The organism is Geodermatophilus amargosae (genome assembly GCF_041028265.1).
GTDB classification, from domain to species: Bacteria; Actinomycetota; Actinomycetes; order Mycobacteriales; family Geodermatophilaceae; genus Geodermatophilus; species Geodermatophilus amargosae_A.
This window is the reverse complement of sequence record NZ_JABGCW010000002.1, coordinates 300,225-324,530: the sequence shown is the minus strand read 5'-3', so window position 1 is coordinate 324,530 and position 24,306 is coordinate 300,225. Positions and strand designations below refer to the sequence as shown.

The window sequence follows — 24,306 nt, the reverse complement described above, 5'->3', positions numbered from 1 at the left end:
CGGGCTCAGCCCGTCCGGGGAACCGCCTCCAGCGCGGCGGCGAGGTCGGCCCAGAGGTCCTCGACGTGCTCGATCCCGACACTGAGGCGGAGCAGGCCCGCCGGGACGTGCTCCTGGCCGGGGAGCTTCGCCCGCCGCTCGATGGTCGACTCCACTCCCCCGAGGCTGGTGGCGGCGGCGACCACCCGGACGCCCGCGCAGACCGCGTCGGCGGCCGCGGCGTCGGCGACCTCGAAGCCGACCACCGTGCCGGGGCCGCGCATCTGCCGGGCGGCGACGGCGTGCCGGGGATGGCCGGGCAGCCCCGGGTAGCGCACCCGTCCGACCGCCGGGTGCTCCGCCAGCCGGCGGGCGAGCTCGCCGGCGGAGTCCTGGGCCTGTCGCAGCCGCACGGCCAGGGTGCGGGCGCCGCGCAGCGCCAGGAACGCCTCGAGCGCGCCGGGCGTGGCGCCGGCGACCTCGCGGCGGCGGACCAGCCGCTCGCGGTCCTCCGGACGGCGGCACGCCACCACGCCGAGCAACAGGTCGGAGTGGCCGCCGATGGACTTCGTCGCGCTGTGCACCACGAAGTCCGCACCGAGGGACAGCGGGTTCTGCAGCAGCGGCGTGGCGAAGGTGTTGTCCACGGCGACGAGGGCGCCGGTCGCCGCGGCGACCTCGGCGATGTCGACGACGTCGAGCAGCGGGTTGCTCGGCGTCTCCAGCCACACGAGGTCCGCATCGGCGATCGCGGCGGCCAGCGCGTCGCCGTCGGTGGCGTCCACCGTGCGCGACCTCCAGCGGCTCCCGGCCGCCGCGCCGTCGGCGAGCAGGGCGCGCAGGCCGGTGTAGCTGTCGCGGGGCGCGACCACGCGGGCCCCGACCGGCAGCAGCTCCAGCACCGCGGCGATCGCTGCCATGCCCGAGGAGAAGGAGACCGCCGGACCGCCCTCCAGGTCGCCGATCAGCTCCTCGAACGCCTCCCAGCCGGGCGTGCCGTCGTCGCGGGAGTACTCCCGCCCCCCCTCCCCGGCCGGTGCGGCGCGGAAGTTCGACGCCGGGACGACGGGGACGTTGAGCGGCTGCCCCGGCCCGTGCGGACGGCCGAGCACCGCCAGTCGTGTCTCCGGCCGCAGACCTGTCCCGTCCTCCACGGACTCCACCTCACTTCTCGATGCAGTATGCTGCACTTCTAGGAGCAGCGTACGAGGAGGTGACGGCGATGGCACAGGCGCCCGTGGTGAACGAGCTGATCGGGACGCGCGTCCGCCGACACCGGACCGCCCGCGGCTGGACCCTCGACGAGCTGGCCGACCGCTCGGGCGTCAGCCGCCGGATGCTGATCACCATCGAGCACGGCGAGGGCAACCCGAGCATCGCCACCCTGCTGCGGATCAGCGACGCCCTCGGCGTCGGGCTGCCGGTCCTGGTCGACGTCGAACGCCCCCGCGCCGTGACCGTCACCGCGGCCGGGGAGGCGCCGGTGCTGTGGCGCGGCCCGCGCGGCGGGCAGGCGCTGCTGGTCGCCGGCACCGCCCCGCCCGACGTCGTCGAGCTGTGGGACTGGACGCTGCAGCCCGGCGAGGCGCACACCAGCGAGGCGCACAGCGCCGGCACCCGCGAGCTGCTGCTGGTCCTCGAGGGCGCCGTCGACCTCCGCGTCGGCGAGCGCACCGACCGGCTGGGGACCGGCGACTCCGCAGCCTTCGCCGGCGACGTCACCCACGGGTACGCCACCCCCGACGACGCGGCCACGCCCGCCCGCTTCGCCCTGACCGTCTTCCAGCCCCACGTCCCCGGAGGCCGCACGTGACCGACCCTCAGGCGTGGCTCGCCGCCGCCGCCGTCGACGACGCCGTGTCCGCGCTGCGGCCGGACTACCGCGCGGTGCTCCTGACCGCCGACGGGTTGCGCGGCGGCGACAGCGACCCGACCAGCGAGCGGATCCTCGCCGCCGCGGAGGCCACCGCCCGGGAGCGGCTCGGCGGCCGGCGGCCCGAGGAGCTGCCGCACCTCGCGTCGTGGCGGGAGGCCTACCGGGCCTTCGGCGCCAAGCCGCAGCGCACCCGTCCCAGCGTCGAGGCCCTCCTGCGCCGCCTCGACCCGGACGGCCTGCCGCGCATCGACCGGATCACCGACGTCTACAACGCCGTCTCCGTCGCGCACCTGCTGCCGCTCGGCGGGGAGGACCGCGCCGCCTACGCGGGCCCGGCGCGGCTGGTCCGCGCCGACGGTACCGAGCCCTTCGACACCACCGCCGGCGGCGAGACGGTCGTCGAGCACCCCGATCCCGGCGAGGTGGTCTGGCGCGACGACACCGGCGTCACGTGCCGCCGCTGGAACTGGCGCCAGGGCGTCCGCACGCGCATCACGACCGCCACCACCAGCGCGCTGTTCATCCTCGACGTGCTGGACCCGATGACCGACGACGAGGCGCACGCCGCGGCCGACGCGCTCGCCGAGGGTCTCCTCGCGCTCACCCCACAGGCCGTCGTCCACCGGCGGCTGCTCGGCGGCCGCGCGTCCTGACGCCTCAGGCGTCCACGGACGCGTAGAGCCCGGCGGCCGGGCTCGTCCCGGTGACGACGAGGTCGGCCACCACGCGGGAGGCGACCCAGGCCTGCACGTGGCCGGTCCCGTTGTAGCCGCCCAGCGCGAGCACCCGCCCGTCGGTGCCCGGCACCGGTCCGCACCGGGGCAGGGGGTCCTCGGCGAAGCCCACGACCCCGGCCCACCGGTGCGTGACCGGCGCGTCCACCCGGAGCTCCTCGAGCAGCCACCGGTCCAGGCGCGCCTGGACCGGCCCGGAGACCTCGGCGCGGGCGGTCCAGCTCGCGTCGCCGTCGAGATCGGAGAAGCCGCCGAGGGCGATCCGGCCGTCGGCCGTCTGGTGCACGTACTCGTGGCCGTGGCGCGCGTACACGGGGAAGGGGAGGACCGCCCGGCCGAGGGGTGCCGTGGCGAGCATGGTGAGGCGCCGCGGACGCACGGACCGCGCCGACGGCACCAGCGCGGCCAGGTCGCCGTCCATCGCCACGACGGCCCGGTCGCAGCGCACGACCCCGGCCGGCGTCGTCACGCGGACGCCGTCGCCGTCGGCGGCCGGGAGCCCGACCACCGGCGAGTGCTCGAAGACCCGCGTCCCGCGTGACTGCAGGGCGCCGGCGAGCGCCCGGAGCCAGCGGACGGGGTGCACGGATCCGTCGTGCGGAAAGAGCAGCCCGGCCCGTCCCGGCCGGGCCAGCGGGTCCGGGAGGTCGTTCTCGCCCACCATCTGCCCGGGGAAGCCGTCCTCGGCGAGCGCCGCGGCGTTGCTCCGGACGTCGTCGGCCTCGACCTCGTCGACGGCGAGCCGGAGCAGCCCGCCGACGCGGAACTCCGAGCGGGCGCCGACGGCCTCGGCCACCTCGAGCATCTCCCGCTGGGCGGCCAGCGTCGCGGCGTGGACGGCCGCCGCCCGCTCGCGTCCCCACAGCCGGCGGGCGTCGTGGTACATCGGCGCGGCGCCGGCGATGAAGAAGCCGCCGTTGCGGCCGCTCGCCCCGGAGGCCACCTCGGCCCGCTCCAGCACGACCACCGAGAGGCCGGCGTCGAGCAGGCGCCGGGCGGTCGCGAGCCCGCCCGCGCCGGCGCCGACGACGCACACGTCGGCCCGCACCTGCCCCTCCAGCGGAGGGCGCGGGTCGTACGGCTCGTCCTGCCACAGCGGGATCGAACTGGTCACGTCTGCCGGCCTCCCGCGTGTGGTCGCGTCACCGGGCGCTGGTCCGGCGCCGCCACTCTGCCCCACGCCGGGACCGCCCGGACCGCTGGTCACCCGAGGTCGGTGTCCATCAGGACCCTGGTGAGCGCGACGCCGTCGAGGTCGACCGTCTCGATCCGGACGCGCCGGTAGCCCAGGCGCTCGAACACGGGGACGGCGCGCCACGAGGCGTGGGTGAGGAGACGGGTCAGGCCGGCGGCCCGGGCGTCGGCGGCAACCTGCGTCAGCAGGGCCCTGGCCACGCCTCGGCCGCCCTGGGCGGGGGCGACGAAGGCCTGGTCGACCTCGCCCGCCCGCAGGGCGCCGACCGGCCGCAGGGCGACGCTGCAGAAGCCGGCGAGCTCCCCGTCCGCCTCGGCGAGCAGGACGTGCGTGTTCCGCAGCATCCACTCGTGACCCTCCACGGTCCGGCGGGCGGCCCACGCCTCCAGCTGGCCCGTGGAGTAGTGAGCAGCGGCCGAGCCCCTGATCGCCCGCAGGCTGAGGTCGCACAGCGCCGGTGCATCCTCCGGCCGCGCGCGCCGCACGGCGATCGTCCCGCTCATGGCGGGCGAGGGTACTACGACCCTTGTGCTGATAAATACGAGTTCGCAACACTCGTCGGGTGTCAGCTCCCCCGTCGCCGCCCATGTCGGTGCTCTTCGACCTCTGGCTGGTCAACCGTCTGCTGTCCGACGCCCTGGACGGCGTGCTCTCGGAGGCGAGCGGACTCACCGGCGAGGAGTTCGGCTTCTACTCGCTGCTGCGGCGGTTCGGGCCGGTCCCGGCGGGCCAGATCACCCGCTGGACGGCGATGCGGCCCACGACCGTGTCGACCTGGGTGCGCCGACTGCAGCAGCGGGGCCACGCCGAGCAGCGTCCCCATCCCGCCGACGGGCGCTCGCGGCTCATCGCGCTGACCGCGGCGGGTGAGCAGGCGCACGCGGCGGCCGCGGAGACGTTCGTCGCCGCGACCCGCGCCCTGTCCGCCGCCCTGGGACCGGAGGAGCAGCGGCAACGCGTCTCGTTGCAACGACTGGACGCCGCGCTCCGGGAGGTCGGCGGACTCGACCCCCGGCCCTACGGCCTCGCCGAGCAGCACGGCTCGACGGACAACCAGCTGACGTACCCCGGACGCCCGCTGGACCGCGGCGAGGAGGAGACCGTCCGCGCCTACATCGACTTCATCCGGAGTCGAGCCCGTCAGGAGGCACCCCGATGACCGTCCGTTCCGAGCCCGCCGGCCTGCAGGCGGCCCGTTCCACGATCGCCGACCTGATGGCCCGGCACCACGTCCCGGGCCTGACGATCGCCGTCACCGACTCCCGGCGGCTCCTGCATGCCGAGGGCTTCGGCTACGGCGACCTCCCCTCCGGACGGCGCGCCGACGCCGACACCCGCTACCCGTGGTTCTCGATGTCCAAGATCGTCACCGCCACCGCCGTCCTGCGCCTGGTCGACGAGGGCATCCTCGACCTGGACGCCCCCGTCCGGTCCCTGCTCCCCTCGTTCTCCGTCCGCGGTGACCGGACCGAGCCGCGACTGCAGGACCTCCTCTCGCACACCGCCGGTCTCGGCAACCCGCTGCCGCTGCGGTGGGTGCTGCCGGCAGCCACACCGGACCGGGACGTCGACGCCGTCGCCCACCGGCTCCTGGACCGCCACGCCTCCGCCCGCCGACCGGCCGGCGGACCGGCCCGCTACTCCAACATCGGCTACCTCGTCCTCGCCGAGATCGTCGCCCGGACCACCGGTCGCCCCTTCGAGGAGCACGTGCGCGCAGCGGTCCTCGACCCCGCCGGCATGACCGCCAGCGGCTACGCCCCCACTGCGGGCGACACCGCCACCGGGTACGTCCGCCTCCCCCGAGCGGCCGTGCCCCTCCTCCGGGCGGCCCTGCCGGCCGGCATCGTCGGCGGCCGGAGCGGTGGCTTCGTCGCCCTCGAGCCCTTCCGGGTCGCCGGGGCCGGCTACGGCGGACTCGTCGGCAGCGCGGTCGACGCCGCCCGGCTGCTCCGCCTGCACCTGGCCGACGGGGTCGTCGACGGGCACCGCGTCCTGCGTCCGGAGACCGCCCGCCGGATGCGGCGGATCGACCACCCCGGACGCCCCTTCGACGTCGGGCTCGGCTGGTTCCGGCGACCTGCCGACCGGGACGCCGCGCCCGCTTTCGTGGAGCACTGGGGCACCGGCGGCGGCTTCTGGAACGCGATGCGGCTCCATCCCGACCTCGACCTCGGCATCGTGACCATGGCGAACACGACCCGTGGCTACGACCACGGCGCGATCATGGGCGCTCTCCGCTCGGCGTTCCGCCCGTGACGCGCCCGGCGAGGCACCCTCGCGGACGGGGGTCGTGGTCAGGGTCCGCTGCCTCGACCGTGTACGCCTTCCGGCGAGACCGGAACGGCAGCTCGCTCAGCTGTCGCAGCGCGCAGCCGACGACCACGCGAGGAGGGCCGTGTCCATCGCCCCGGTCCTCACCACCGCCCTACTGGCCGTCGTCTGTGTGCTGTCGGCGTCACTGGAGCCGGCCGGCAACGAACGAGGTCCTCGCCTCCATCTCGGCGCCGCACAGGAGCTCTGGCCGGCGGTCCGGTCCGGAGCGCACTGCATCGGCGAGCCCGGCACGGAGGTCGACGTCCGGGTCAGCACGGCGACGTCAGGGATCAGGGCTCGCGGGACGGGTCACCGTCGTCTCGTCGGGCACTGGGCAACGGGTCCTCGGCAAGCGCAGAACGCATGAACGCGACCGCGACGTGCAGCGCGCTCAACGGCCTCGGCATGAGGGTCACCTCCTGCACCATCCCGTTGTCGTCCACCTGCCACACCAGGACACCGGTGACCGGATCGCCCTCCACCTCGGCCGTGAACTCGACCGCGAACCGGGTTCCGGCGGCGTACTCGACGCGCTCCTGGACCCGCCCGAGGCAGCGCCCGATGACCGTCAGCAGGTGCGCGACGTCATCGCACCCGTGGTGGTCCGCCACCGGACTGTGGAAGGTCACCGTCGGCGCGAGCACCGCACCGACGGATCCCGCGTCACCCAGCGTCAACAGCTCGGACACGCCCCGACCTCCATGTCACGTCCTCCTCGCTGAGCGGTCCGCGAGGTGCGCGGCGGTGCCACGTCCGTGCACCCGGACAGCTCCCCACTCCAGGACGGCACCCGACCACACCTCACACCTCGGCCGCGTGCCGTTCCACCGACGCGAGCAGGTCACGGAGGTCGTCGGCGATCCGGCTCAGCCGCGCGGCCGACAGGTCGGACAGCATCCGCTGCTGCTGGGTCAGCCCGGCGCCCACCGCCTCGTCGATGAGCGTCCGACCACTCGCGGTGAGCCGCACGACGAGCGCCCGGCGGTCGGCCGGGTCGGGGGTACGGAGGATGTGGCCGGCCTTCTCCAGCCGGTCCAGCCTGCTGGTCATCCCGCCGCTGCTGAGCATCATCTCGGCGGTCAGCCGCCCGGGTGAGAGGCCGTCGTCGCCGCCGGCCCGTCGCAGTGTGGCCAGGACGTCGAAGTCGGCGCGGGTGATGCCGTGGCGGGCGTGGAACCGCTCCTGGGCGTCACCGGCCACCCGCGCGGCGCGATAGATCCGGCCGAAGATCGCCATCGCCTCGGTCTCGAGGTCCGGCCGTTCGGCAGCCCACTGTTCGATGATCGTGTCCACACCGTCCCGGTCCGTCACACCACCATCTTCGCACAGCTGCACGGGTTCGAGAAACACGTACTTAAGTATCTTGACATCGAGATACATGGGGACGAACGTTCTCGCCATGACCGCCACCGCCCTCCGCGTGCCGGTGGCCGCCCCGACGACCCGACGCCGGCTCGGCCTCCTCACCCTCGTGACCGCCCTGGCCCCCGTGACCTGGGGGACGACCTACGTGGTGACCACCGAGTGGCTGCCGCCGGAGCGCCCGCTCCTGGCCGCCACCGTCCGCGCCCTGCCGGCCGGGCTGCTGCTCGTGGCCGTCGGACGGCGGCTCCCGCGCGGCGCCTGGTGGTGGAAGGCCGCCGTCCTCGGGGTCCTCAACATGGGCGCCTTCTTCGCGCTCCTGTTCGTCGCCGCCTATCGGCTGCCCGGCGGGGTGGCGGCGGTCCTGGGCGCGGCCCAGCCGCTGGTGGTCGCCGTGCTCGCCGTCCCCCTGCTGGGTGAGCGGCTGCGCAGACGGACCCTGCTGCTGGGCCTGCTCGGCGTGGCCGGGGTCGCGCTCATCGTCGTGACCGGGCCGGTCGCTCTCGACCCGGTCGGCGTCCTCGCCGGGCTGGCAGGCACCGCCTGCATGGGCAGCGGCGTCGTCCTCACCAAGCGGTGGGGCCGCCCGGTGCCGGTGCTGGCCTTCACCGGCTGGCAGCTGGCCGCCGGCGGGCTGTTCCTCCTGCCGCTGGCCCTCGTCGCCGAGGGACTGCCGCCCGCGCTGACCGCCGGGCAGGTCGGCGGCCTGCTCTACCTGGCCACGGTCAACACCGCCCTGGCCTACGTGCTGTGGCTGCGCGGGGTCGGCGCGCTGCCCACCGCGCGGGTCAGCTTCCTCGGCCTGCTCTCTCCGGTCGTGGCCGCGACCGCCGGCTGGGTGCTGCTCGGCGAGGTGCTGACGCCACTGCAACTGGCCGGCACGGCCCTCGCCCTCGCCACCGTCGTCCTGGCCCAGCGCTCCCCGACCGTGACCCCCACCCCCCGGAGGGGCTGAACCGTGCACGTGTTCCTCACCGGCGGCACCGGCCTGATCGGCTCCGCCGTCCTCACGGCCCTGCTCGCCGACGCCGCCGCGCGCGTCATCGCAGCCGGGGCCGCCACCGTCCGCGGTGACGTGACCGGCGGCCGCCTGCTGGCCGCCGCGGCCCGGACCGGCGTCCGGTCGGTGGTGAGCGCCCCGGGGATCGTGCACGAGGCCGACAACGGCATCGCCACCGCGGTGCTCCGCGACGGCCCACGCACGGCGGACGGCGCCGTCGTCCTGCGGGGCAGTGGCGACCAGCACTGGACCCGGCTCAGAGATCTGCAGGTCGATCGATGGGGCCGGCGCGCGTGAGTTCGTGCGTCGTATCCCCTCCGAGGGGGAGCCTCAGCCAGGAGCCGAGAGCCCGCCGGCGGTCGGCCGCTGCCGCGCAGGACCACCTGACCGGGCCCGTCGAGCCGCCGGAGCGCTGAGCGAACGCGTCAGCGCGCGTCGAGGACCTCGCGCAGCCGGGCGGCGAACGCCTCCGGCCGGCCGTGCTGGCCGAACTCGCCGCCGAGGAACCCACCGTGGTCGCTCGGGAAGACGGTGATCTCCTGGCCCAGCTCCTGGGCGGTCGCGACCGCGGTGCGCCAGGTGAGGGCGTCCTTCGACTCGATGCCGGCAGCAACGACGATCCGGCTCGGTGCCGCCGTCAGCGCTGGGACGTCGGGCCGGAAGGCGGTGATCGCGTCGGAGTCGTGCGACAGCAGGGGATCGCCGCGCGAACCGTCGTCCTCGGCCGGGAGCCCGAAGGCCGCCGGGTCCGGGGCGGCGGTGGCCGAGAAGTCGTCGGTGAACTCGCCCTGCCATGAGGTGAGCGCGATGAAGGCCGCCATGCCGTGTCCCCAGCCCTTGGCCTCGTAGACCGCCTGCACCGCGCGGGTGGCGGCGATCGCGCGGTCGGCGTCAGGGAGGACGGACAGCAGCGGGGGTTCGTGGGCGACGAGCGTCGTCACGTCGTCCGGATGCGCCGCGACCAGGGCCAGCGCCGTGACCGCTCCCCCGCTGCTGGCGAACACCTCCACCGGCCCCCCGACCGCCTCGATGATGCGGTGGACGTCGTCGGCGTGCTGCTGAGGCGTGTGCGTGGTCCGCCCGTCGGACCGCGTGCTGCGGCCCAGGCCGCGCGGGTCGTAGGTGACCAACGTGCGGTCGGTGAAGTGCCCCGCGAGCGTGCCGAAACCGCTGGCGTCCATCGGTGCCCCGATGAGGAACAGCGGCGGCCGTCCGTCCGCCGTCGGCAGGGGACCGCGGACGTCGTAGGCCAGCGACGCCTCAGGCGTGTCGAGCGTGCGGGTGGCGATCATCGTGGTCATGGTGGGGCAGACCCCATCCGCCCGCGGAACTCATCGCCGACCGTGCTCCACGTCTGCCCCGGGACGTGCGCCGCCGCGGCGCAGGGCCATCCGCCGGAGTGGGGTGACATCCCCGGCGCCTCCGGCTGCACCCTCGTGTCGACGACGTATGCCGCGCACTACGGGGACTCCGGGCAGCCAGGGCCGGAGTCCACGGCGTGAGCACACAGCGACCGGATCGGCTCGCCACGTTCGCCGAGCACGCCGGCTTGCCCTTCACGCTGCTGTCGGACCAGGACGAGGAGCTCGCGGACGCCTGCGCTGCCCACCGCGACGCGCGTCGTCCGACCACGGCCCGCTGGGGCGCTCGACGGGGCCGGCGCTGGTGAGTCGGTGCGTCGTGTCCGCGTCGCAGCGACGCTCGCGCCGAACCCGAGCGGCGCCCGAGCTGCGGTGGTGCTCCCCCGATTGGACTCGAACCGATGACCCTGCGACTACACCCGCGAGTCGTTGGTCACCGTTGGGCACAGACGAACGCGCAGGTCGACTCCGGTACTCGAGGCGACAAACAGTCACCAACAACGAGTTGTGACCCGAGCAAGTGCGTCGTAAGTGCGTCGCGGGCCTCCCGAACGGCGGAAACGCTCATGCCGAGATGGGCGCCAGGTCACGAGCGCTACAAGCCGACCGCCGACCAGGCGTTCCAGGCGCTGGCCCAGGTGTTGGTGCACACCAACCACAAGGTCCGCGACGTCGTCGATCACCTCGTCCTGACCGGCGAGTTCCACCTCCCCCAGCCCCTGTCTGCCCAACGAACGGCGGGTCGCGCACTTCCGCGGGACCGGTGCGCCACCGGCAGCCGCCGGGTGTTCCGCATGCAGCCGCCACGCCTTCCCGAGGAGGCGTAGCGGTCAGGCCTCGCCACTCCAGATCAGCGGGTGGCAGGGCCGCCCGCTCCCAGCAGGCGCGGGATCACCTCACCGAGACCGGACAACGTCGAGGACCGGCTGGCGGACATGCTCCGCCGCCACGGTCCCGATCGCCCCAACGCCCGCGCGCCCACAGCTGACCGGCCCGTTCCGTGCGGTCGCCCCGTCCGACGACGACGGCGGCGGATGGCAGGGCCCTCTGCGGTGCGCCGGTCATCGTCGCCACACCGGTGTGGCCACCGCCGGGCGGACGGCAGCAGACGTGTCCCGAATGTCGTCAGCGCGCATCCCGCGCGGCGACCTGAGCGTCTGCGCCGAGGGGTGCGGCCGGTGGTGATGTGAGCGAGGACCCGGCGTGGGCGCCCCTGTCGTCAGGCCGCGTCCTGACGGATCACCGCAGCACCGGGAACACCAGGTGGATGACCCTGTCGCCCTGCACGCAGACCGTCGGGTTGCCGAGCAGGACGTCCCCGGGCGACAGCTCGCCGAAGAAGGGTCGGTTGCCCGCACCCATCACGACGGGCACCAGGTCGACGGCCACCTCGTCGAGCAGCCCCAGGTCCAGACACTGACGGGCAAGGGTGCCCCCGGTGACCGCGACCACCCGGTCACCGGCGAGCTCCTGCGCCCGTGCGACCGCGGCCTCGGCCCCGTCGGTCACGAAGGAGAACGGAGCGCCGGGGTGCGCCTGGACCCAGTCGGCCGGAACCCGGTGGGTCAGGACGACGACGGGGACGTCCAGGGTGTGCCGGCCCTGCCAGCCCTCGGCCACCTCGAACAGCGTCCGGCCACAGACCAGCGCCCCCAGCGAGGATGTCCACCGCCGCCAGTACTCCGCGCTGGGCGGGGTCAGGTGGACGGTGAAGTCGCCGGCCGGGGTCGGGAGCGCCACCTCACCGTTCTGCAGCCAGTCGAACAACGAACCGATGCTGTTGTCCTGCTTGGCGACGTACCCGTCGAGAGACATGATCGCGTTCGCCACCACTCTGCCCACGGTTCTCACTCCTCAGCTGCCGATGAACCGGTCCAGGGACGTCGACGTGCACCAGATGACGCCGTGCGTCACTCCTCGCCTGCACATGCAGACCCGCCACCGCGGCCGGACTCATCGCGGCCGAGCTCGGTTCCCGATAGCCGTCGGGTGCGGCACACCGGCCGACGGTGGTGCCGGCCATCGAGAGGGTCAGCGCTGCGGCGGTGCTGTCGTCAGTGCATCCAGCATCGAAGGCGACCACCGGTGTCCTCGCCGGATCGGGGTGGACCTCTCCGGTGCGTGCAGCGGGTAGGCGAAGGACACGTCCGGGCCGTTTCCCCGGTGGCGAATGCCCCGGCGTTCCGGGCGGCCACGGCGGCGAGCTCCTCGTAGGTGAGCCCGGCGATCCGGTCGGCCGCGGCCTGCAGGCCCGGTGGTCGCTGGCTCATGACGCCGTCGTCGCCCCCAGTCGGGTCCACCGTCTACCGGCCGGGCGCGGCGCACGGCGGATAGGCCTCCGGCGGCATCGGCGCGTCCGGCGAGATCAACCCCGCGGGCCGTGGCCCCCCTCCGACGCAGTCGACACCTAGTCGGGCGGGGCTGCCAACTGCCCGCGCCGGCGTCAGCGGCCGGGCATCGACCGCAACGCGACCCTTACCGCCGCAGAGCCGGCGCTCGCCGACGGGCACTGCCGCGATCACAGCCCCGCGGGGCGCGAAGGTGACACTCGCCGACACGCCCACGACCGGATGGCGGCACTGTCCGCCAACTGCAGTCACCGCTCCGCCGACGTGACATGTCGGCCTCATGGGCGAACAGCGCGGCACGCCCATCTCGCTGCGCGCCGTCGACGAGGTCGTGCAGGCCGCCCACGCCAGAGCTGCCCAGCAGCACGGTGCTCTCGTGCGTGGTGCCGCCCTCCTCGGCCTCCATGACCCCGGGCGACTGTTGTGCGGCTTCGACCTCGACCAGACTGCGGGTCACACCATGCCGCCGGGCGCATCCAGCGCCACGGAGGGAGACCCGATGTCGACTCTGAGCGTGTGGCGCATCGACACCCCTGGCTGTGCCGAGAACGCCGTGAGCACCCTCGGCGAGCTGTCCCAGCACCAGCTGATCACCGCGCTCGCCGCCCCCACCGTCTCCTGCTGGCTCGGAAGGCCGCAGTGGGAGGCGAGGACGTGACCGGCGCGCATCCGGCCGGGTCGCCGGCCATGACCGTGCCGTCCGCCGGTGATCCGCACAGCCCGCCCGCCGAGTCGCCCCCGCCCCGGGTCGACCGGGGGCCGGGGAGGACCGGTCGGCCGGCGCCGCGGTGGTGGAGCCTGTCGCTGCCCGGGAGCTGGGGGGCGCTGCTGCTGGTGTGCGCGTCCTTGACCCCGTCGCTGTTGCCGCGCAGTGGAGGTGCCCAGGGTGTGGTCTGCGGGATCAGCGCCGCCATGGGCTACGGGCTGGGTGTGCTCGCCGCCGTGGTGTGGCGGGCGCTGGCCGACCGCGGCCCCCGCCCGCCGCGCTGGTGGTCGTGGCGGGTGTTCGCCGTCGCCGCGGTGGTGATCGGCACGGTGTCCTTCGTCCTCGGCCGGCGGTGGCAGGGTGACCTGCGCGAGCTGATGGGGATGCCGGCCGAGCCGCTGAGGCGGGCGCTGCTCGCGCCGGTCGTCGCCCTGGTCGTGTTCGCCGTGGTCCTCGCCGTGTGTCGCCTGTTTCGTGGCGCGGCGCGGGTGATCGCCCGGCTGCTGTCCCGGTGGATCGGCCCGTCCGCCGCCCGGGCTCTCGGGGGGCTCGCTGTGGCCGCGCTGGCGATGGGGCTGGTCAGCGGGGTGGCGGTCGACGGGTTGCTCACTGCTGCCGATCGGGCGTTCGCGCTGGAGGACCAGGAGACCCCCGACGGTGTCGAGCGCCCGACCAGCCGGCTGCGCTCGGGCGGGCCGGGGTCGTTGATCGGGTGGGACAGCCTGGGCCGGGAGGGCCGCACGTTCGTCGCCGGCGGCCCGTCGGCCGCCGAGATCGGCGCGTTCACCGGCGCCGAGGCGCCCGAGCCCATCCGGATCTACTCCGGTGTCGCGACCGCCGACGACGTCGGGGCTCGCGCGCAGGCCGCCGTCGAGGACCTGGAGCGGGCCGGCGGCTTCGACCGGGCCCGCCTGGTGGTCGCCACCACCACCGGCCGGGGCTGGCTGGACGCCGGCTCGCTGTCGGCGTTCGAGTACATCGCCGCCGGCGACTCGGCGGTCGTGGCGATGCAGTACTCGTACGTCCCCTCGGGGCTGTCCTACCTCATCGACCAGGACAGGGCGCGGGCCGCCGGGCGCGAGCTCTTCGACGCGGTGTATGAGCGGTGGACGGCGTTGCTCCCCGATGACCGCCCCGAGCTGTACGTCTTCGGGGAGAGCCTGGGCTCCTTCGGCGCGGAGGCGGCCTTCAGCGGGGAGTACGACCTCCGCAACCGGGTGACCGGGGCGCTGTTCGTCGGTCCCCCGAACTTCAACGCCCTGCACACCGAGTTCCGCGACGGCCGCGACGCCGGCAGCCGCGAGATCGAGCCGGTCTACCGCGACGGGCGCACGGTGCGGTTCAGCAACGAGATCAGCGGCGGCGTCCCGCCGGCTGGTGAGCCGTGGACCGGCACCCGCGTGCTGATCCTGCAGCACCCCTCGGACCCGGTCACCTGGTGGAGTCCGTCGCTGCTGCTCGAACGGCCCGACTGGCTGGCCGAGGAACCCGGCCGCGACGTCCTGCCTGAGATGACCTGGTTCCCCCTGGTCACGTTCTGGCAGGTCACCCTGGACATGCCGTTCTCCACTGACGTCCCCGAGGGGCACGGGCACCGCTACACCCGCGAGTCGGTGGACGCCTGGGCGCTGCTGCTCCGCCCTGCGGACTGGACGCCCGAGAAGGCCGATCGGCTGCGAGCCCTGATCCGGTGACGACGTCAGTGACCGCCCCCCCGTCGGCCGACACGGCCGGTCCGGCCTCGAGCCCCGCGGTCGACCACCGGACACTGCTGCGCACCTACGAACCGGTTCTGAGGTTCACCGAGGGGGAACTGTTCCTGCCCACGTCGGTCGCTCCGTACGTCGCGCAGTGCAGCCTCCGGGCGGGCGGGCCGGACCGCAGCACCGCACCCCTCATACCCGCCGGCGGGCTCACCCTCGAGGGGCTCGGCGCGCTCGGCGAACAGTTCCGTGACCGGCCGCTGTACCTGCGCTATGTCCAGCGGCCGCTGCAGCGGGCGGAGCTGAGGGCGTGGCGGCGTCAGACCCGGCCCCGGCTGCGGGGCACCGCGCGGCTGGCGGCCGTCGGTGTGCTCGCCCGGCTCGTGGATCTCGTGTTGCGACTGTCGCTGCTGGTCCGCGGCCGGGTGCCGCGTGGGCTCGTGGCCGCCGCCGACCGACTGACTTCCGCGTACACGGCGCCCGACGGCTGCGCCTACTACGGCCGCGTCGTCACCGACGGCGGCTACACGATCTGCCAGTACTGGTTCTTCTACGCCTTCAACGACTGGCGCTCGACCTTCCACGGCGTCAACGACCACGAGGCCGACTGGGAGATGGTCGCCGTCTACCTGGCCGGCACCGGTGGCCAGGTGTCCCCGGCGTGGGTGGCGGCCTCCTCGCACGACCACCACGGCGCGGTGCTGCGGCGGCGCTGGGACGACCCCGGGTTGCGCCGCGAGGGCCATCACCCTGTCGTCTTCCCCGGGGCCGGATCTCACTCGGGTGCGTTCGTCCCCGGTGACTACGTCATCTCCGTCGAGATCCCGACGCTGCGACGCGTCCGCGACGTGGTGGGGCGCTGGCTGCGGCACGGACCGTCGACGTCCAAGGGGTTCGCGATCCCGTTCGTCGACTACGCCCGGGGCGACGGGCCGGCCGTTGGCCCCGGGCACGCCCGCACGTGGCGGCCGGAGCTGATCGACGACGAGACGCCCTGGGTCTTCAGATTCCGCGGCCTCTGGGGACTGGACACCCGGGACGCGTTCGGCGGCGAGCGGGCGCCCGCCGGGCCTCGGTACGAGCGCTCCGGCGAGGTCCGCCGGGCCTGGGCCGACCCGCTCGGCTGGGCCGGACTGACCACGGTGGCCCCCACGGCGGCCGAGGAGCACGCGGCGCTACGTGTCCGGCTGGATGAGGTCGCCGATCGCCTCACCGTCCTCGACGATGCGATCGCCGCAGAACGGACGGCGCTGCGGGGATTGCGCGCTCAGGCTCGCTCGCTCGGCACGAGCGCCGACGCCCGCCGCCTCCAGCAGGACCGCATGGCCGAATTCGGCACCAGGGAGGCGGGGCTCACCGCGATGACGGTCGAGCGGACCCGGCTGGTCGAGGAGCGCGACGTCCACGCAGCGGTCCTCGCCCGCCCACCGGATCCGGGGCCGCCGGACGCGCACCTGCGCTCGCTCTCGGTGCCTGGCACGGTCCGGCAGCACACTGCCTTCCTGCGGCTGTGGGCTGCACTGAGCACACCGGTGCTCATCCTCGGCCTGGGCGTGCTGCTCACCCGCCCGAGCCCGGTGACGCTGTCGGCGTTCGCCTCCTTCCTCGCCGTCGTCGCCGCGGTGGAGGCCGCGGCACGGGGCAGGATCCGGCTCTTCCTCATCGTGCTCGCAGTGGCAGCCGTGGGGGTGGGGGCCGTGACGGGTGTCGTCCTGGCCCTGCTGAGCAACTGGCAGGCCGCGCTCGCCGTGCTGCTGGCCGTCACCGGGCTGGTGCTGCTCGCGGTCAACCTGCACGAACTGGTGGGCAGCCCGGGGCGACGGAAGCGCACCACTCCCGCGGGCCCGGACCGGTCATGAGTGCCGCCCGATGACCACACTGCTCGGCGAGGTCACGCCTCACGCTCCCGCGATCTCAGGTCGATGGCCGCGGCCTGCGCGTGCCGCGGCGGATCGATGCCGTCGTCACGACCTGCGCCGAGTCGCACTCGCCAGGATCGGCGGCGTCCTGCGCACGTTGACCGTCCTCGACTTCATTCCCCGCCGAGGCGTCCCGCCCTGTTCCGCGCCGTGGACGGAGATCGCTCGTCGTGCGCGCGACGGTCACCGCCCCTCAGGTGCTCCATCCCTGGCGGCTGCCCCCTCGAACGGTCACAAAGCACAACAGCGAGGCAAGGAGCTCGACCGTGCCGGAACCATTTGCCTTGTCCGACGTCACGATCGTCACGGGTGATCCAAGCGGCACCGCGCTGCCCGGTAGAACCGTCGTCGTGGGAGCGGACGGGAAGATCGAACAGGTCGGGCCGTCGGCAGACACCGTCGTGCCGGCCGGCTACGCGGTCCTGGACTCGGCTGGTCGCTTCGTCGTCCCCGGCTTGATCAACGCCCACGCGCACCTGTTCTCCAACGGCCTGCCGGTTCCGAAGATCCTCCTCAGGGAGTCCACGGCGGGAATCGTGGCGAGACTCGGACGCAGTCCTGTCGGACGGCGATTGTTCAAGAGGCGCGCAAAGGCCAACGTGCTGACGCAATTGCATTCAGGAGTCACCACGATCCGCAGCGTCGGCGATGTGGCCTACGAGGTCGTCGAGGTCGCCGACGAGATCGAGCGAGGCGAATACCGCGGCCCACGGGTGCTCGGCTCGGGACCGCTGCTCGCGATCACCGGAGGACACGGAGCGCCCCAGATCGCTCTCACCAGTGATTCTCCGTGGGAAGCCCGCCGCAATGCCCGTAGGCACGTGCAGCGAGGAGTGAAGGCGATCAAGATCTCGGCCACCGCCGGCGTCACGGACGCTCGCGCCATCGGTTATGCCGGACGCCCGGAGATGACCGAGGAGGAGATGGTGGGGATCTGCGAGGAGGCCCACAACGCCGACATCCGCGTAGCCGCACACGCGCAGAGCACAGCCGGTATCCGCGCAGCACTCCGCGCGGGAGTCGACACGATCGAACACGGTGCGGCGATGGATCCGGAGGTCATCGACCTGTTTCTCGACAATCCGCGCTCACTGAGCGGTTCCTCGGCGCTCATCCCGACGATCCTGGTGTGTCTGCCGCTCCTGGAGTTCGACCAGTCCGTCACGGGAGCCGGTGACGTCGTCAGAGCCAACGCTGCATTGATCTTCGAAGAGATGTTGCGAGGCATCGGGGACGCTCGGCAGCACGGGATCCCGATCGGCATGGGCACCGACTCGGCACTGACTTACGTCACGCACTACGACGCGTGGCGGGAGATGGACCTCCTCGTCCGTTACGGCGGGCTGACCCCGGCCCAGGCGTTGAACGCCGCCACTCAAACCAATGCGAGGATCCTCGGCCTGGACCACATCACGGGTTTGATCGAGTCCGGGAAAGACGCAGACATGGTCGTCCTCGACGTGAACCCTCTCGACGGGTTCCGAGCCTTCACGGATCTTCGGATGGTGATCGTGCGAGGCGACATCATCGACCAACCCTCGGTCACTCGTCACGCGGAACTGGATGCACGGCTCGACTCCATCTGGGCTGAGCAGACACCGTAGAACGTCGGCCGCGGCCGCGGCCGCGGCCGCGGCCGCGAGCGGTACCGCGGTCAGGCGCCGAAGGGCGACCACTGCCGTGCCGGTGAGACGACCGCGAAGCAGTCGGGTGATGCCGACAGTCGGGGTGAAACCGGTGTGCCCATGGGCAGAGCTACCTCCGGTGTAACCCCTCAGCGGCGCCCAGGCCGCGGTGCAGGCCCCACCGAGCCGTTCGTGCCGCCACCGGCATCGTGCGAACGATCCCAAGCTGCCACGGACGCTCGGAGTTGTCCTCCCGGCCCTACGGCTACCTCCTGCTGTTGGAGGCGCTGCTCATCGGCGCTGCTCACAGCCACTGGAGGAGGACCGGAGACCGCGGCCTGATTGTGGCGTCCACGGAAACCGGGAGTGCGTCCACAACCTCGCCGGCCATCCCCAGTTCCCGGGACGTCGCCCGGATCCCTCCGATGGTGATCGACGCCGGCAGGTCAGGTCGGGCCCTCAGGTCCGTGCGCCGCAGGACGAGCCAGGAGGGCCAGCACGGAAAGGCCTCCGGTGGTCGTCGGGACCTCTGGACGGTTCAACTTCCTGGTCCTGAGCAGAGGCCACATCCGAGCGCAGACCCGCTTCCGGGACTCCGACGGCCGGGTCCGGACGGTGACCCGCTTCGGCCGGTCCGGGCCGAGGCCGAGCGCCGCCTGCGGACCGCGCTGCGCGACCGCGCCGGCACCGTCGAGGACTCGAACACCGCCGACAGCCGCCTGTCCGTGGTGTCCACCGCATGGTTGGCCCAGATCGACGTGAGTGACCTGGCAGCCGGCACCAAGCGGCTCCACCGCTTCGCCGTCACCAGCTGCCTACGTGCTGCCCGGCCTCGGGGAGCTGCGGCTGCGCGAGGTCACGGTGCCGGCGATCGACCGGCTGCTGACGACGGTGGGCGGCACGCACGGCGCCGGAGCCGCCAAGTCCACCCGCGGCGTGCTGTCCGGGATCCTCGGCCAGGCCGTCCGCCGGGGCGCGCTGCCCAGCAACCCGGTCCGCGACACCCCGGGCCGGCGCACCCGGCGCACCGCGGCGGGTCCGCGGGCCCTGCTGCGCGATCCGTTCGACACCAGCAGCGACCTGCGCCACGCGCTGGACCGCGCCGACTTCGACTGGGTGACCTCGCACGTCTTCCGCAAGATGGTGGCCACCCGCCTGGACGAGGCGGGACTGTCGGCCCGTCAGATCGCCGACCACCTCGGGCACACCCGGCCGAGCCTCACCCAGGACGTCTACCTGGGGCGCGGGGTGGCCAGCCCCGAGGCGGCCGCGGCGCTGCAGCGCCTGCGCTGACCACCGCAACATACGTCGTCCGAGCACGGCCCGACGGACCCAAGACGGCCCTCAACGGGGCCGGTGCTGGTGAGTTCGTGCGTCGTGTCCGCGTCGCAGCGACGCTCGCGCCGAATCCGGGCGGCGCCCGAGCTGCGGTGGTGCTCCCCCGATTGGACTCGAACCAATAACCCTGCGATTAACAGTCGCATGCTCTGCCAATTGAGCTACGGGGGACGGGCGGGCGTGGCCCGCGCACCGGTCGAGGGTACCGCACGGGTCCCGGGGTCCCGCGCAGGCTCCTCCGATCGCGGACGGTCGCGTCCGCCCGTAGCGTGATCACCCGGTCGTTCTCGTCTCGAACACGGAGGTCCCCGTGGCCAAGTTCTCCTTCCTCGTCGGCTTCGGCGCCGGGTACGTGCTCGGCGCGCGAGCCGGCCGCGAGCGCTACGAGCAGATCCGCGGCCTGTGGTCCGACGCCAAGGACAACCCGCAGCTGCAGGGTCTCGCCGGCATGGCCCAGGCCCGCGCCGACGACGTCGTCAGCTCGGTGAAGTCGAAGATGGGCCGCGACACCGGCTCGGACGTCTCGTCGGCCCGCAGCACCGGCACGACGACGACGCCGCCGGCCACCACCACCGACTCCCCCGACCTGACCGCGCTGCCGGTCGACCCGCCGCCGATGGTCTGAGCGCTCAGTCGGGCTGGTCCGCCGCAACCGCCTCGGCGAGCCTGCGGCGGGCCACCTCGCGCGCCTCCGGGTCGCTGCGGTCGGCGTCGTCGTCGAACACGACGGTCCACTCCCGCACCGCCTGACCGGGCACCCGCCGCGCCACCAGCACCACTCCTCCCCCGCGGGGCAGCGGTGCGCGGCGGCTGGCGACGACGGTCTGGTCGACCCGGCGGCGCACCACGGCGGGCAGGTCGCCGGCGTCGCCGAGCGCGTGGCGCTCGGCGGGCTCGCGGGCCTGCACGCCGGGCTCGACCTCGGTGAGCGCGCTGACGGTGAAGGTGCCGCCGCCGTCGTTGGTGGCCGACCACCGGGCCGACCCCACCTCGTGCCAGCGCAGCACGCCGACGTCCGCGGCCCGGTCGAGCGGCAGGTCCGCCGGGACGACGCGCAGCCCGCGGCTCGTGGCCACCAGCCAGCCCTGCCCACGGACGAGGGCGCCCCACGCCAGCACCCGCTCGTCCGGGTCGGGCGAGGCATGCACCACCGCGCGCACCGGCTCCGGCGGGCGGGCGAACCGGCGGCGCAGCACCGACGCGACGTTCACGCCAGCCCGCCGATCGCCCGCTGCCGCAGCGAGATGGCCTCCTGCTCCAGCGCCATGAGGCGGCCGAAGGCGCGCATGTACTCGTCGCCCTGCTCCACGGGGTTCATCCGCTGCAGCCTGCCCTTGAGCGCGGTGACCTGCCGGACGGTGGCCATCTCCTGCAGCCGGGCCAGCACCGCCGAGACGTATCCGGCGTCGCCGTCCCCCACCGACCGCAGCGGCTCGACGGCGAGCGCGGTGAGCTGGGCGCGGGCGGTCTCGCGGTCGCAGTGCGCGGCCACCTCGTCCAGCCACGCCGGCCCGGTGACCTGCGCGGCCGCCGCTCCCCCGGCCTGCGCCACGGCGGCGGCGACGGCGGCGTAGTCGGGATCGGTGAAGGCCTCCGGGCCGATCGCGTCGAACGACGGTCCGGCGATCTCGGGCACCTGCAGCGCCGCCTTCACCGCCTCCCGCTCGACGGCGAGCGCGGCGTCGTCGGGAGTCCGCTGGGGTGCGCGCGGCCGCCGCGGCGGCGCGGTGTCCCCGCCGGTGATCCGGCGGACCCGCTCGAGCACCTCGCCCTCGTCGGTGTCGCCGATCAGCCCCGCCAGCCGGCGGGCGTAGGCCGGGCGCAGTGCGTGGTCCTTCACCTGGGCGAGCAGCGGTGCGGTCTTGTCCAGGGCGGCCACCCGGCCCTCGACGGTGTCGAGGTCGTACTCGGCCAGCGTCGTCCGCAGCACGAACTCGATCAGCGGGGTGCGCCGGGCCACCAGGTCGCGGACGGCGGCGTCGCCGTGCGCCTGGCGCAGCTCGCAGGGGTCGCGCCCGTCGGGCTCGACGGCCACGTAGGTCTGCGCGACGAAGCGCTGGTCCTCCTTGAACGTCTTCATCGCGGCGGCCTGCCCCGCGGCGTCGCCGTCGAAGGTGTAGACGACCTCCCCGCGGAACTCGTCCTGGTCCATGAGCAGCCGCCGCAGCACGCTGATGTGCTCGGCGCCGAACGCGGTGCCGCAGGAGGCCACCGCCGTCGTCACCCCGGCCAGGTGGCAGGCCATGACGTCGGTGTAGCCCTCGACGACGACGGCCTGGTGCTTCTTGGCGATGTCGCGCTTGGCCCGCTCGATGCCGTAGAGGACGGTGCTCTTCTTGTAGAGCGGCGTGTCGGGGGTGTTGAGGTACTTCGGGCCCGGGTCGTCGTCCATGAGCTTGCGGGCGCCGAAGCCGATGACGTCGCCGGTGATGTCGCGGATGGGCCACACCAGCCGGCGGTGGAAGCGGTCGATGAGCGTGCCGCGCGAGGACTCCTTGGCCAGCCCAGCGGTCACCAGCTCCTGTTGGCCGTAGCCCTTGGCGCGCAGGTGCCGGGTGAGCGCGTCCCAGCCGGCCGGGGCGAACCCGCAGCCGAAGTCGAGCGCCACCTGCCGGTCGAACCCGCGGTCGGCCAGGAACTGCCGCGCCGGCCCCGCCTCGGGGCTGCGCAGCTGCTCGGCGTAGAACTCGAACGCCGCGGTGTTGGCCGCGACCAGCCGCGCCCGCTGACCGGCCTGCGCGCGGTCGGGTGCCCCGGTGGGCCGGCCGCCGTCGTCCTCGTACTTGAGGTCGATGCTCGCCCGCGCCGCCAGCCGCTCGACGGCCTCGGTGAAGCTCAGGTGGTCGATCTGCTGGACGAAGCTGATGACGTCCCCGCCCGCTCCGCAGCCGAAGCAGTGGAAGAGGTTGCGCGCCGGGGTGACGTGGAAGGACGGCGACTTCTCGTCGTGGAACGGGCACAGGCCCTTGAGGCTGCCGCCACCGGCGCGCTTGAGCTGCAGGTGCTCGCCGACGACCTCGTCGATCCGGCTGCGCTCGCGCACCAGCGCGATGTCCGCGGCTCGGATGCGTCCCCGGCCGGCCATGGGCCCCCTCCGTCGTGCTGCTGCCGGGACGCCGGTGCGCGTCCCGCACCGATCATCCCCTCTCGGGCCGGCGGGAGCGGCAGCCGTCCCGCGGCTGTGGGCTCAGCTGCTCCCGCCCACGACCCCGCCGATGGCGACGGCGTAGACCACGCCGTACTGGCGGCGGTTGAGCACCAGCAGCAGCCACAGCAGGTAGACCTGCGCGTCGAGCGGGACGTCGTCGCCCGCGGTGAGCGTGGGCCGGGGCGACCAGCCGCCGGTCGACCCGCCCTCGGCGACCGGAGTGCCCCCCGTCGAGCAGCGGTAGGTGCCCTTCCACCAGGAGACCGGCTCGAGGTCGACCACCGTGCCCTCGAGGTCGGCGCACCAGCTGCCCCTCCACATCGACGTCTGCACCGCGCGGAAGCGGGCGGAGTCCTCGGGGTCGACCGCCCACCGGCCGACCAGCGCGCCACCGCTTCGCCGTTCGAGGACCCACTCGCGGTCCCCCACGACCGCGACCGAGCCCTCCTTCCAGAAGTCCGTGGAGCGCAGCAGCGCCACCGGCTCGCCGTCGCGCAGCACGGGGACCTCCCCCTTGCCCGCACCGGCCTCCCCCAGCTCCAGCACCCGCGCCTCCCGTGGACTCAGCCGATGCCCGGCGCGCCTGCCACGCTCTCCCCGGTCACGCGGTAGAGCAGGTAGGCGGCGGTCTCCCTGAGGATGTACCGGAACTGCGTGGTGCGCGTCTGGACGGCGGGGCCCTGCCGCGTGGGCGAGCTCTCCGCCGAGACGCCGGCGTCCTCGGCCATCCGCTCGGCGCGCATGGCGTGCCAGGGATCGGTGACGACGACGGCGCGGGACCAGCCGCGCTCGCCGAACGCGGTGCCGACCGCCCGCATGCTCTCCAGCGTGTCCACGCCCTCGGGCACCGCGAGCAACGACTCCCCGGGGACGCCGGCGTCCATCAGGTAGTCGCGACCGGCCTCGGCCTCGGTGAACTGGTCGCCGGCGGCCTTGCCGCCGACGGTGACGACCACCGGCGCGACGCCGTCCTCCCACAGCGACAGGGCGTGCTCGAGCCGGGCCGCGAAGATCGACGACGGGACGCCGTTGTACTGCGCCGAGCCGAGCACGACGATCGCGTCGGACTGCGGCCGGGAGTCCTGCCGCGCGGTCCACCAGATCGCGGCCGCGGTCGAGGCCACGAGCAGCAGGGCGGCGAGCACGAGGGCGCCGAACACCCGCGATACCAGCGCCCCGACCCGCGTCACCGGTCATGGATAACACGCCGGTCCGCGACTCCCGTGGCAGCTGTGACGGGCGTGGCGCGGGCAGGCGTGGAGTGCGGGGTCGGGACCCCGCGCGGGCCCGGTCAGGCGACGAGGACGAACCCGAGGACGGCGAACAGCAGTGTCAGGACGCAGACGAGGATGCCGACGTAGAGGCCGGTGCGGTTGACCGGTGACGGCGGCGGCGGGACGTAGCGCGGGAAGCCGCTGGCCAGTGCCCCCGGCCGGAACTGCGCGGCCTGCTGCGGTGTGGGGGTGAACTGCGGCTGCGGCGGCAGCTGCACCTGGCCGGGGAAGACGACCTGCGTGGGCGCGGCCGGCTGGGGCGCCGGGGCGCCGACGGACGCCAACTGCGCGGCCGGAGCGTGCGGCCCGGGCTGGGCGTGGTGCCCGGCGGGGGCGACGGGCGGGTGGGGCAGCTGCGACAACGCGGTTCCTCTCGGGCGGGCCCGGTGGACCTCCAGCCGGGCGGCGCACATGGTGACAGC

General features: G+C 74.1%; 26 protein-coding genes and 1 tRNA gene. 14 read left to right on the top strand and 13 right to left on the bottom strand.

Annotation, left to right across the window (positions count from 1 at the left end):
* Positions 1–5 precede the first annotated feature (5 nt).
* On the bottom strand, positions 6–1,133 hold the full coding sequence (locus tag HLV61_RS02540) for a trans-sulfuration enzyme family protein (RefSeq protein ID WP_369252639.1): 1,128 nt from the start codon (positions 1,131–1,133) through the stop codon (positions 6–8).
* A gap of 68 nt (positions 1,134–1,201) precedes the next feature.
* Between HLV61_RS02540 and HLV61_RS02535 the strand changes: the two genes are divergently transcribed.
* Both HLV61_RS02535 and HLV61_RS02530 read left to right on the top strand, forming a co-directional pair.
* Positions 1,202–1,792, top strand: a complete 591-nt coding sequence (locus HLV61_RS02535) for a helix-turn-helix domain-containing protein (protein WP_369252637.1) — start codon at positions 1,202–1,204, stop codon at positions 1,790–1,792.
* Entirely contained in the window at positions 1,789–2,508 is a 720-nt protein-coding gene (locus HLV61_RS02530; protein WP_369252635.1) for a B3/B4 domain-containing protein, read from the top strand. The genes HLV61_RS02535 and HLV61_RS02530 overlap by 4 nt, the downstream gene beginning before the upstream one ends.
* 4 nt (positions 2,509–2,512) lie before the next feature.
* Here HLV61_RS02530 and HLV61_RS02525 read toward each other — a convergent pair whose 3' ends face one another.
* Together HLV61_RS02525 and HLV61_RS02520 are read right to left on the bottom strand one after the other, a co-directional pair.
* Complete coding sequence (locus HLV61_RS02525) at positions 2,513–3,703, bottom strand: NAD(P)/FAD-dependent oxidoreductase (protein WP_369252633.1); 1,191 nt, start codon at positions 3,701–3,703, stop codon at positions 2,513–2,515.
* Between the two features lie 89 nt (positions 3,704–3,792).
* Positions 3,793–4,287, bottom strand: coding sequence for a GNAT family N-acetyltransferase (locus HLV61_RS02520; protein WP_369252631.1), 495 nt, complete (start codon positions 4,285–4,287; stop codon positions 3,793–3,795).
* 59 nt (positions 4,288–4,346) lie between these two features.
* Between HLV61_RS02520 and HLV61_RS02515 the strand changes: the two genes are divergently transcribed.
* The gene (locus tag HLV61_RS02515; RefSeq protein WP_369252630.1) at positions 4,347–4,943 is read left to right on the top strand and encodes a MarR family winged helix-turn-helix transcriptional regulator; all 597 of its coding nucleotides are present in this window, start codon (positions 4,347–4,349) and stop codon (positions 4,941–4,943) included.
* Complete coding sequence (locus tag HLV61_RS02510; protein WP_369252628.1) at positions 4,940–6,043, top strand: serine hydrolase domain-containing protein; 1,104 nt, start codon at positions 4,940–4,942, stop codon at positions 6,041–6,043. Before HLV61_RS02515 ends, HLV61_RS02510 begins: the two co-directional genes overlap by 4 nt.
* A 347-nt stretch (positions 6,044–6,390) precedes the next feature.
* On the opposite strand, the gene HLV61_RS02505 is transcribed toward HLV61_RS02510, so the two are convergent.
* Both HLV61_RS02505 and HLV61_RS02500 read right to left on the bottom strand, forming a co-directional pair.
* Positions 6,391–6,744, bottom strand: a complete 354-nt coding sequence (locus tag HLV61_RS02505; protein WP_369252626.1) for a hypothetical protein — start codon at positions 6,742–6,744, stop codon at positions 6,391–6,393.
* 157 nt (positions 6,745–6,901) lie between these two features.
* Complete coding sequence (locus HLV61_RS02500; protein ID WP_369252976.1) at positions 6,902–7,501, bottom strand: MarR family winged helix-turn-helix transcriptional regulator; 600 nt, start codon at positions 7,499–7,501, stop codon at positions 6,902–6,904.
* Between HLV61_RS02500 and HLV61_RS02495 the strand changes: the two genes are divergently transcribed.
* On the top strand, positions 7,500–8,417 hold the full coding sequence (locus HLV61_RS02495; RefSeq protein WP_369252624.1) for an EamA family transporter: 918 nt from the start codon (positions 7,500–7,502) through the stop codon (positions 8,415–8,417). The two genes, HLV61_RS02500 and HLV61_RS02495, sit on opposite strands and share 2 nt — an antisense overlap.
* Positions 8,418–8,420: 3 nt before the next feature.
* Positions 8,421–8,759, top strand: coding sequence for a hypothetical protein (locus HLV61_RS02490; RefSeq protein ID WP_369252622.1), 339 nt, complete (start codon positions 8,421–8,423; stop codon positions 8,757–8,759).
* A gap of 128 nt (positions 8,760–8,887) precedes the next feature.
* On the opposite strand, the gene HLV61_RS02485 is transcribed toward HLV61_RS02490, so the two are convergent.
* A complete protein-coding gene (locus tag HLV61_RS02485) occupies positions 8,888–9,754 on the bottom strand; it encodes an alpha/beta fold hydrolase (protein WP_369252620.1) in 867 nt (288 codons plus the stop codon).
* A 134-nt stretch (positions 9,755–9,888) separates the two neighbouring features.
* On the opposite strand from HLV61_RS02485, the gene HLV61_RS02480 reads away from it, so the two are divergent.
* Positions 9,889–10,131: a redoxin domain-containing protein gene (locus HLV61_RS02480; protein WP_369252975.1), complete on the top strand. Its 243-nt coding sequence runs from the start codon at positions 9,889–9,891 to the stop codon at positions 10,129–10,131.
* A 258-nt stretch (positions 10,132–10,389) separates the two neighbouring features.
* Complete coding sequence (locus HLV61_RS02475; protein ID WP_369252618.1) at positions 10,390–10,650, top strand: hypothetical protein; 261 nt, start codon at positions 10,390–10,392, stop codon at positions 10,648–10,650.
* Positions 10,651–11,062: 412 nt separating this feature from the next.
* On the opposite strand, the gene HLV61_RS02470 is transcribed toward HLV61_RS02475, so the two are convergent.
* On the bottom strand, positions 11,063–11,665 hold the full coding sequence (locus HLV61_RS02470) for a dihydrofolate reductase family protein (RefSeq protein WP_369252616.1): 603 nt from the start codon (positions 11,663–11,665) through the stop codon (positions 11,063–11,065).
* Between the two features lie 786 nt (positions 11,666–12,451).
* Between HLV61_RS02470 and HLV61_RS02465 the strand changes: the two genes are divergently transcribed.
* The 5 genes from HLV61_RS02465 (at position 12,452) to HLV61_RS02445 (ending at position 19,417) form a co-directional block, all read left to right on the top strand.
* On the top strand, positions 12,452–12,829 hold the full coding sequence (locus tag HLV61_RS02465) for a hypothetical protein (RefSeq protein ID WP_369252614.1): 378 nt from the start codon (positions 12,452–12,454) through the stop codon (positions 12,827–12,829).
* A 29-nt stretch (positions 12,830–12,858) separates the two neighbouring features.
* A complete protein-coding gene (locus HLV61_RS02460) occupies positions 12,859–14,571 on the top strand; it encodes an alpha/beta hydrolase (protein WP_369252612.1) in 1,713 nt (570 codons plus the stop codon).
* Positions 14,572–14,579: 8 nt separating this feature from the next.
* Positions 14,580–16,439 (top strand): hypothetical protein, encoded by a 1,860-nt coding sequence (locus HLV61_RS02455; RefSeq protein WP_369252610.1) that lies wholly within the window; start codon positions 14,580–14,582, stop codon positions 16,437–16,439.
* A gap of 230 nt (positions 16,440–16,669) precedes the next feature.
* Positions 16,670–18,103, top strand: coding sequence for an amidohydrolase family protein (locus HLV61_RS02450; RefSeq protein WP_369252608.1), 1,434 nt, complete (start codon positions 16,670–16,672; stop codon positions 18,101–18,103).
* 840 nt (positions 18,104–18,943) lie between these two features.
* Positions 18,944–19,417, top strand: coding sequence for a tyrosine-type recombinase/integrase (locus HLV61_RS02445; RefSeq protein WP_369252606.1), 474 nt, complete (start codon positions 18,944–18,946; stop codon positions 19,415–19,417).
* Between the two features lie 143 nt (positions 19,418–19,560).
* Here the strand turns inward: HLV61_RS02445 and HLV61_RS02440 are convergent.
* A tRNA-Asn gene (locus HLV61_RS02440) sits at positions 19,561–19,633 on the bottom strand.
* A gap of 139 nt (positions 19,634–19,772) precedes the next feature.
* On the opposite strand from HLV61_RS02440, the gene HLV61_RS02435 reads away from it, so the two are divergent.
* The gene (locus HLV61_RS02435) at positions 19,773–20,087 is read left to right on the top strand and encodes a hypothetical protein (protein WP_369252604.1); all 315 of its coding nucleotides are present in this window, start codon (positions 19,773–19,775) and stop codon (positions 20,085–20,087) included.
* Between the two features lie 4 nt (positions 20,088–20,091).
* Here HLV61_RS02435 and HLV61_RS02430 read toward each other — a convergent pair whose 3' ends face one another.
* The 5 genes from HLV61_RS02430 to HLV61_RS02410 form a co-directional block, all read right to left on the bottom strand.
* Positions 20,092–20,673, bottom strand: coding sequence for a hypothetical protein (locus HLV61_RS02430; RefSeq protein WP_369252602.1), 582 nt, complete (start codon positions 20,671–20,673; stop codon positions 20,092–20,094).
* Positions 20,670–22,547 carry a DNA primase gene (gene dnaG, locus HLV61_RS02425; RefSeq protein ID WP_369252600.1) on the bottom strand — a complete coding sequence of 626 codons (1,878 nt, stop codon included), beginning with the start codon at positions 22,545–22,547 and terminating at the stop codon, positions 20,670–20,672. The genes HLV61_RS02430 and dnaG overlap by 4 nt, the downstream gene beginning before the upstream one ends.
* 102 nt (positions 22,548–22,649) lie before the next feature.
* Positions 22,650–23,156, bottom strand: a complete 507-nt coding sequence (locus tag HLV61_RS02420; protein WP_369252598.1) for a hypothetical protein — start codon at positions 23,154–23,156, stop codon at positions 22,650–22,652.
* A 17-nt stretch (positions 23,157–23,173) separates the two neighbouring features.
* Complete coding sequence (locus HLV61_RS02415; RefSeq protein WP_369252596.1) at positions 23,174–23,800, bottom strand: YdcF family protein; 627 nt, start codon at positions 23,798–23,800, stop codon at positions 23,174–23,176.
* A 101-nt stretch (positions 23,801–23,901) separates the two neighbouring features.
* Positions 23,902–24,246 carry a hypothetical protein gene (locus HLV61_RS02410; RefSeq protein ID WP_369252594.1) on the bottom strand — a complete coding sequence of 115 codons (345 nt, stop codon included), beginning with the start codon at positions 24,244–24,246 and terminating at the stop codon, positions 23,902–23,904.
* Between the last annotated feature and the right edge of the window lie 60 nt (positions 24,247–24,306).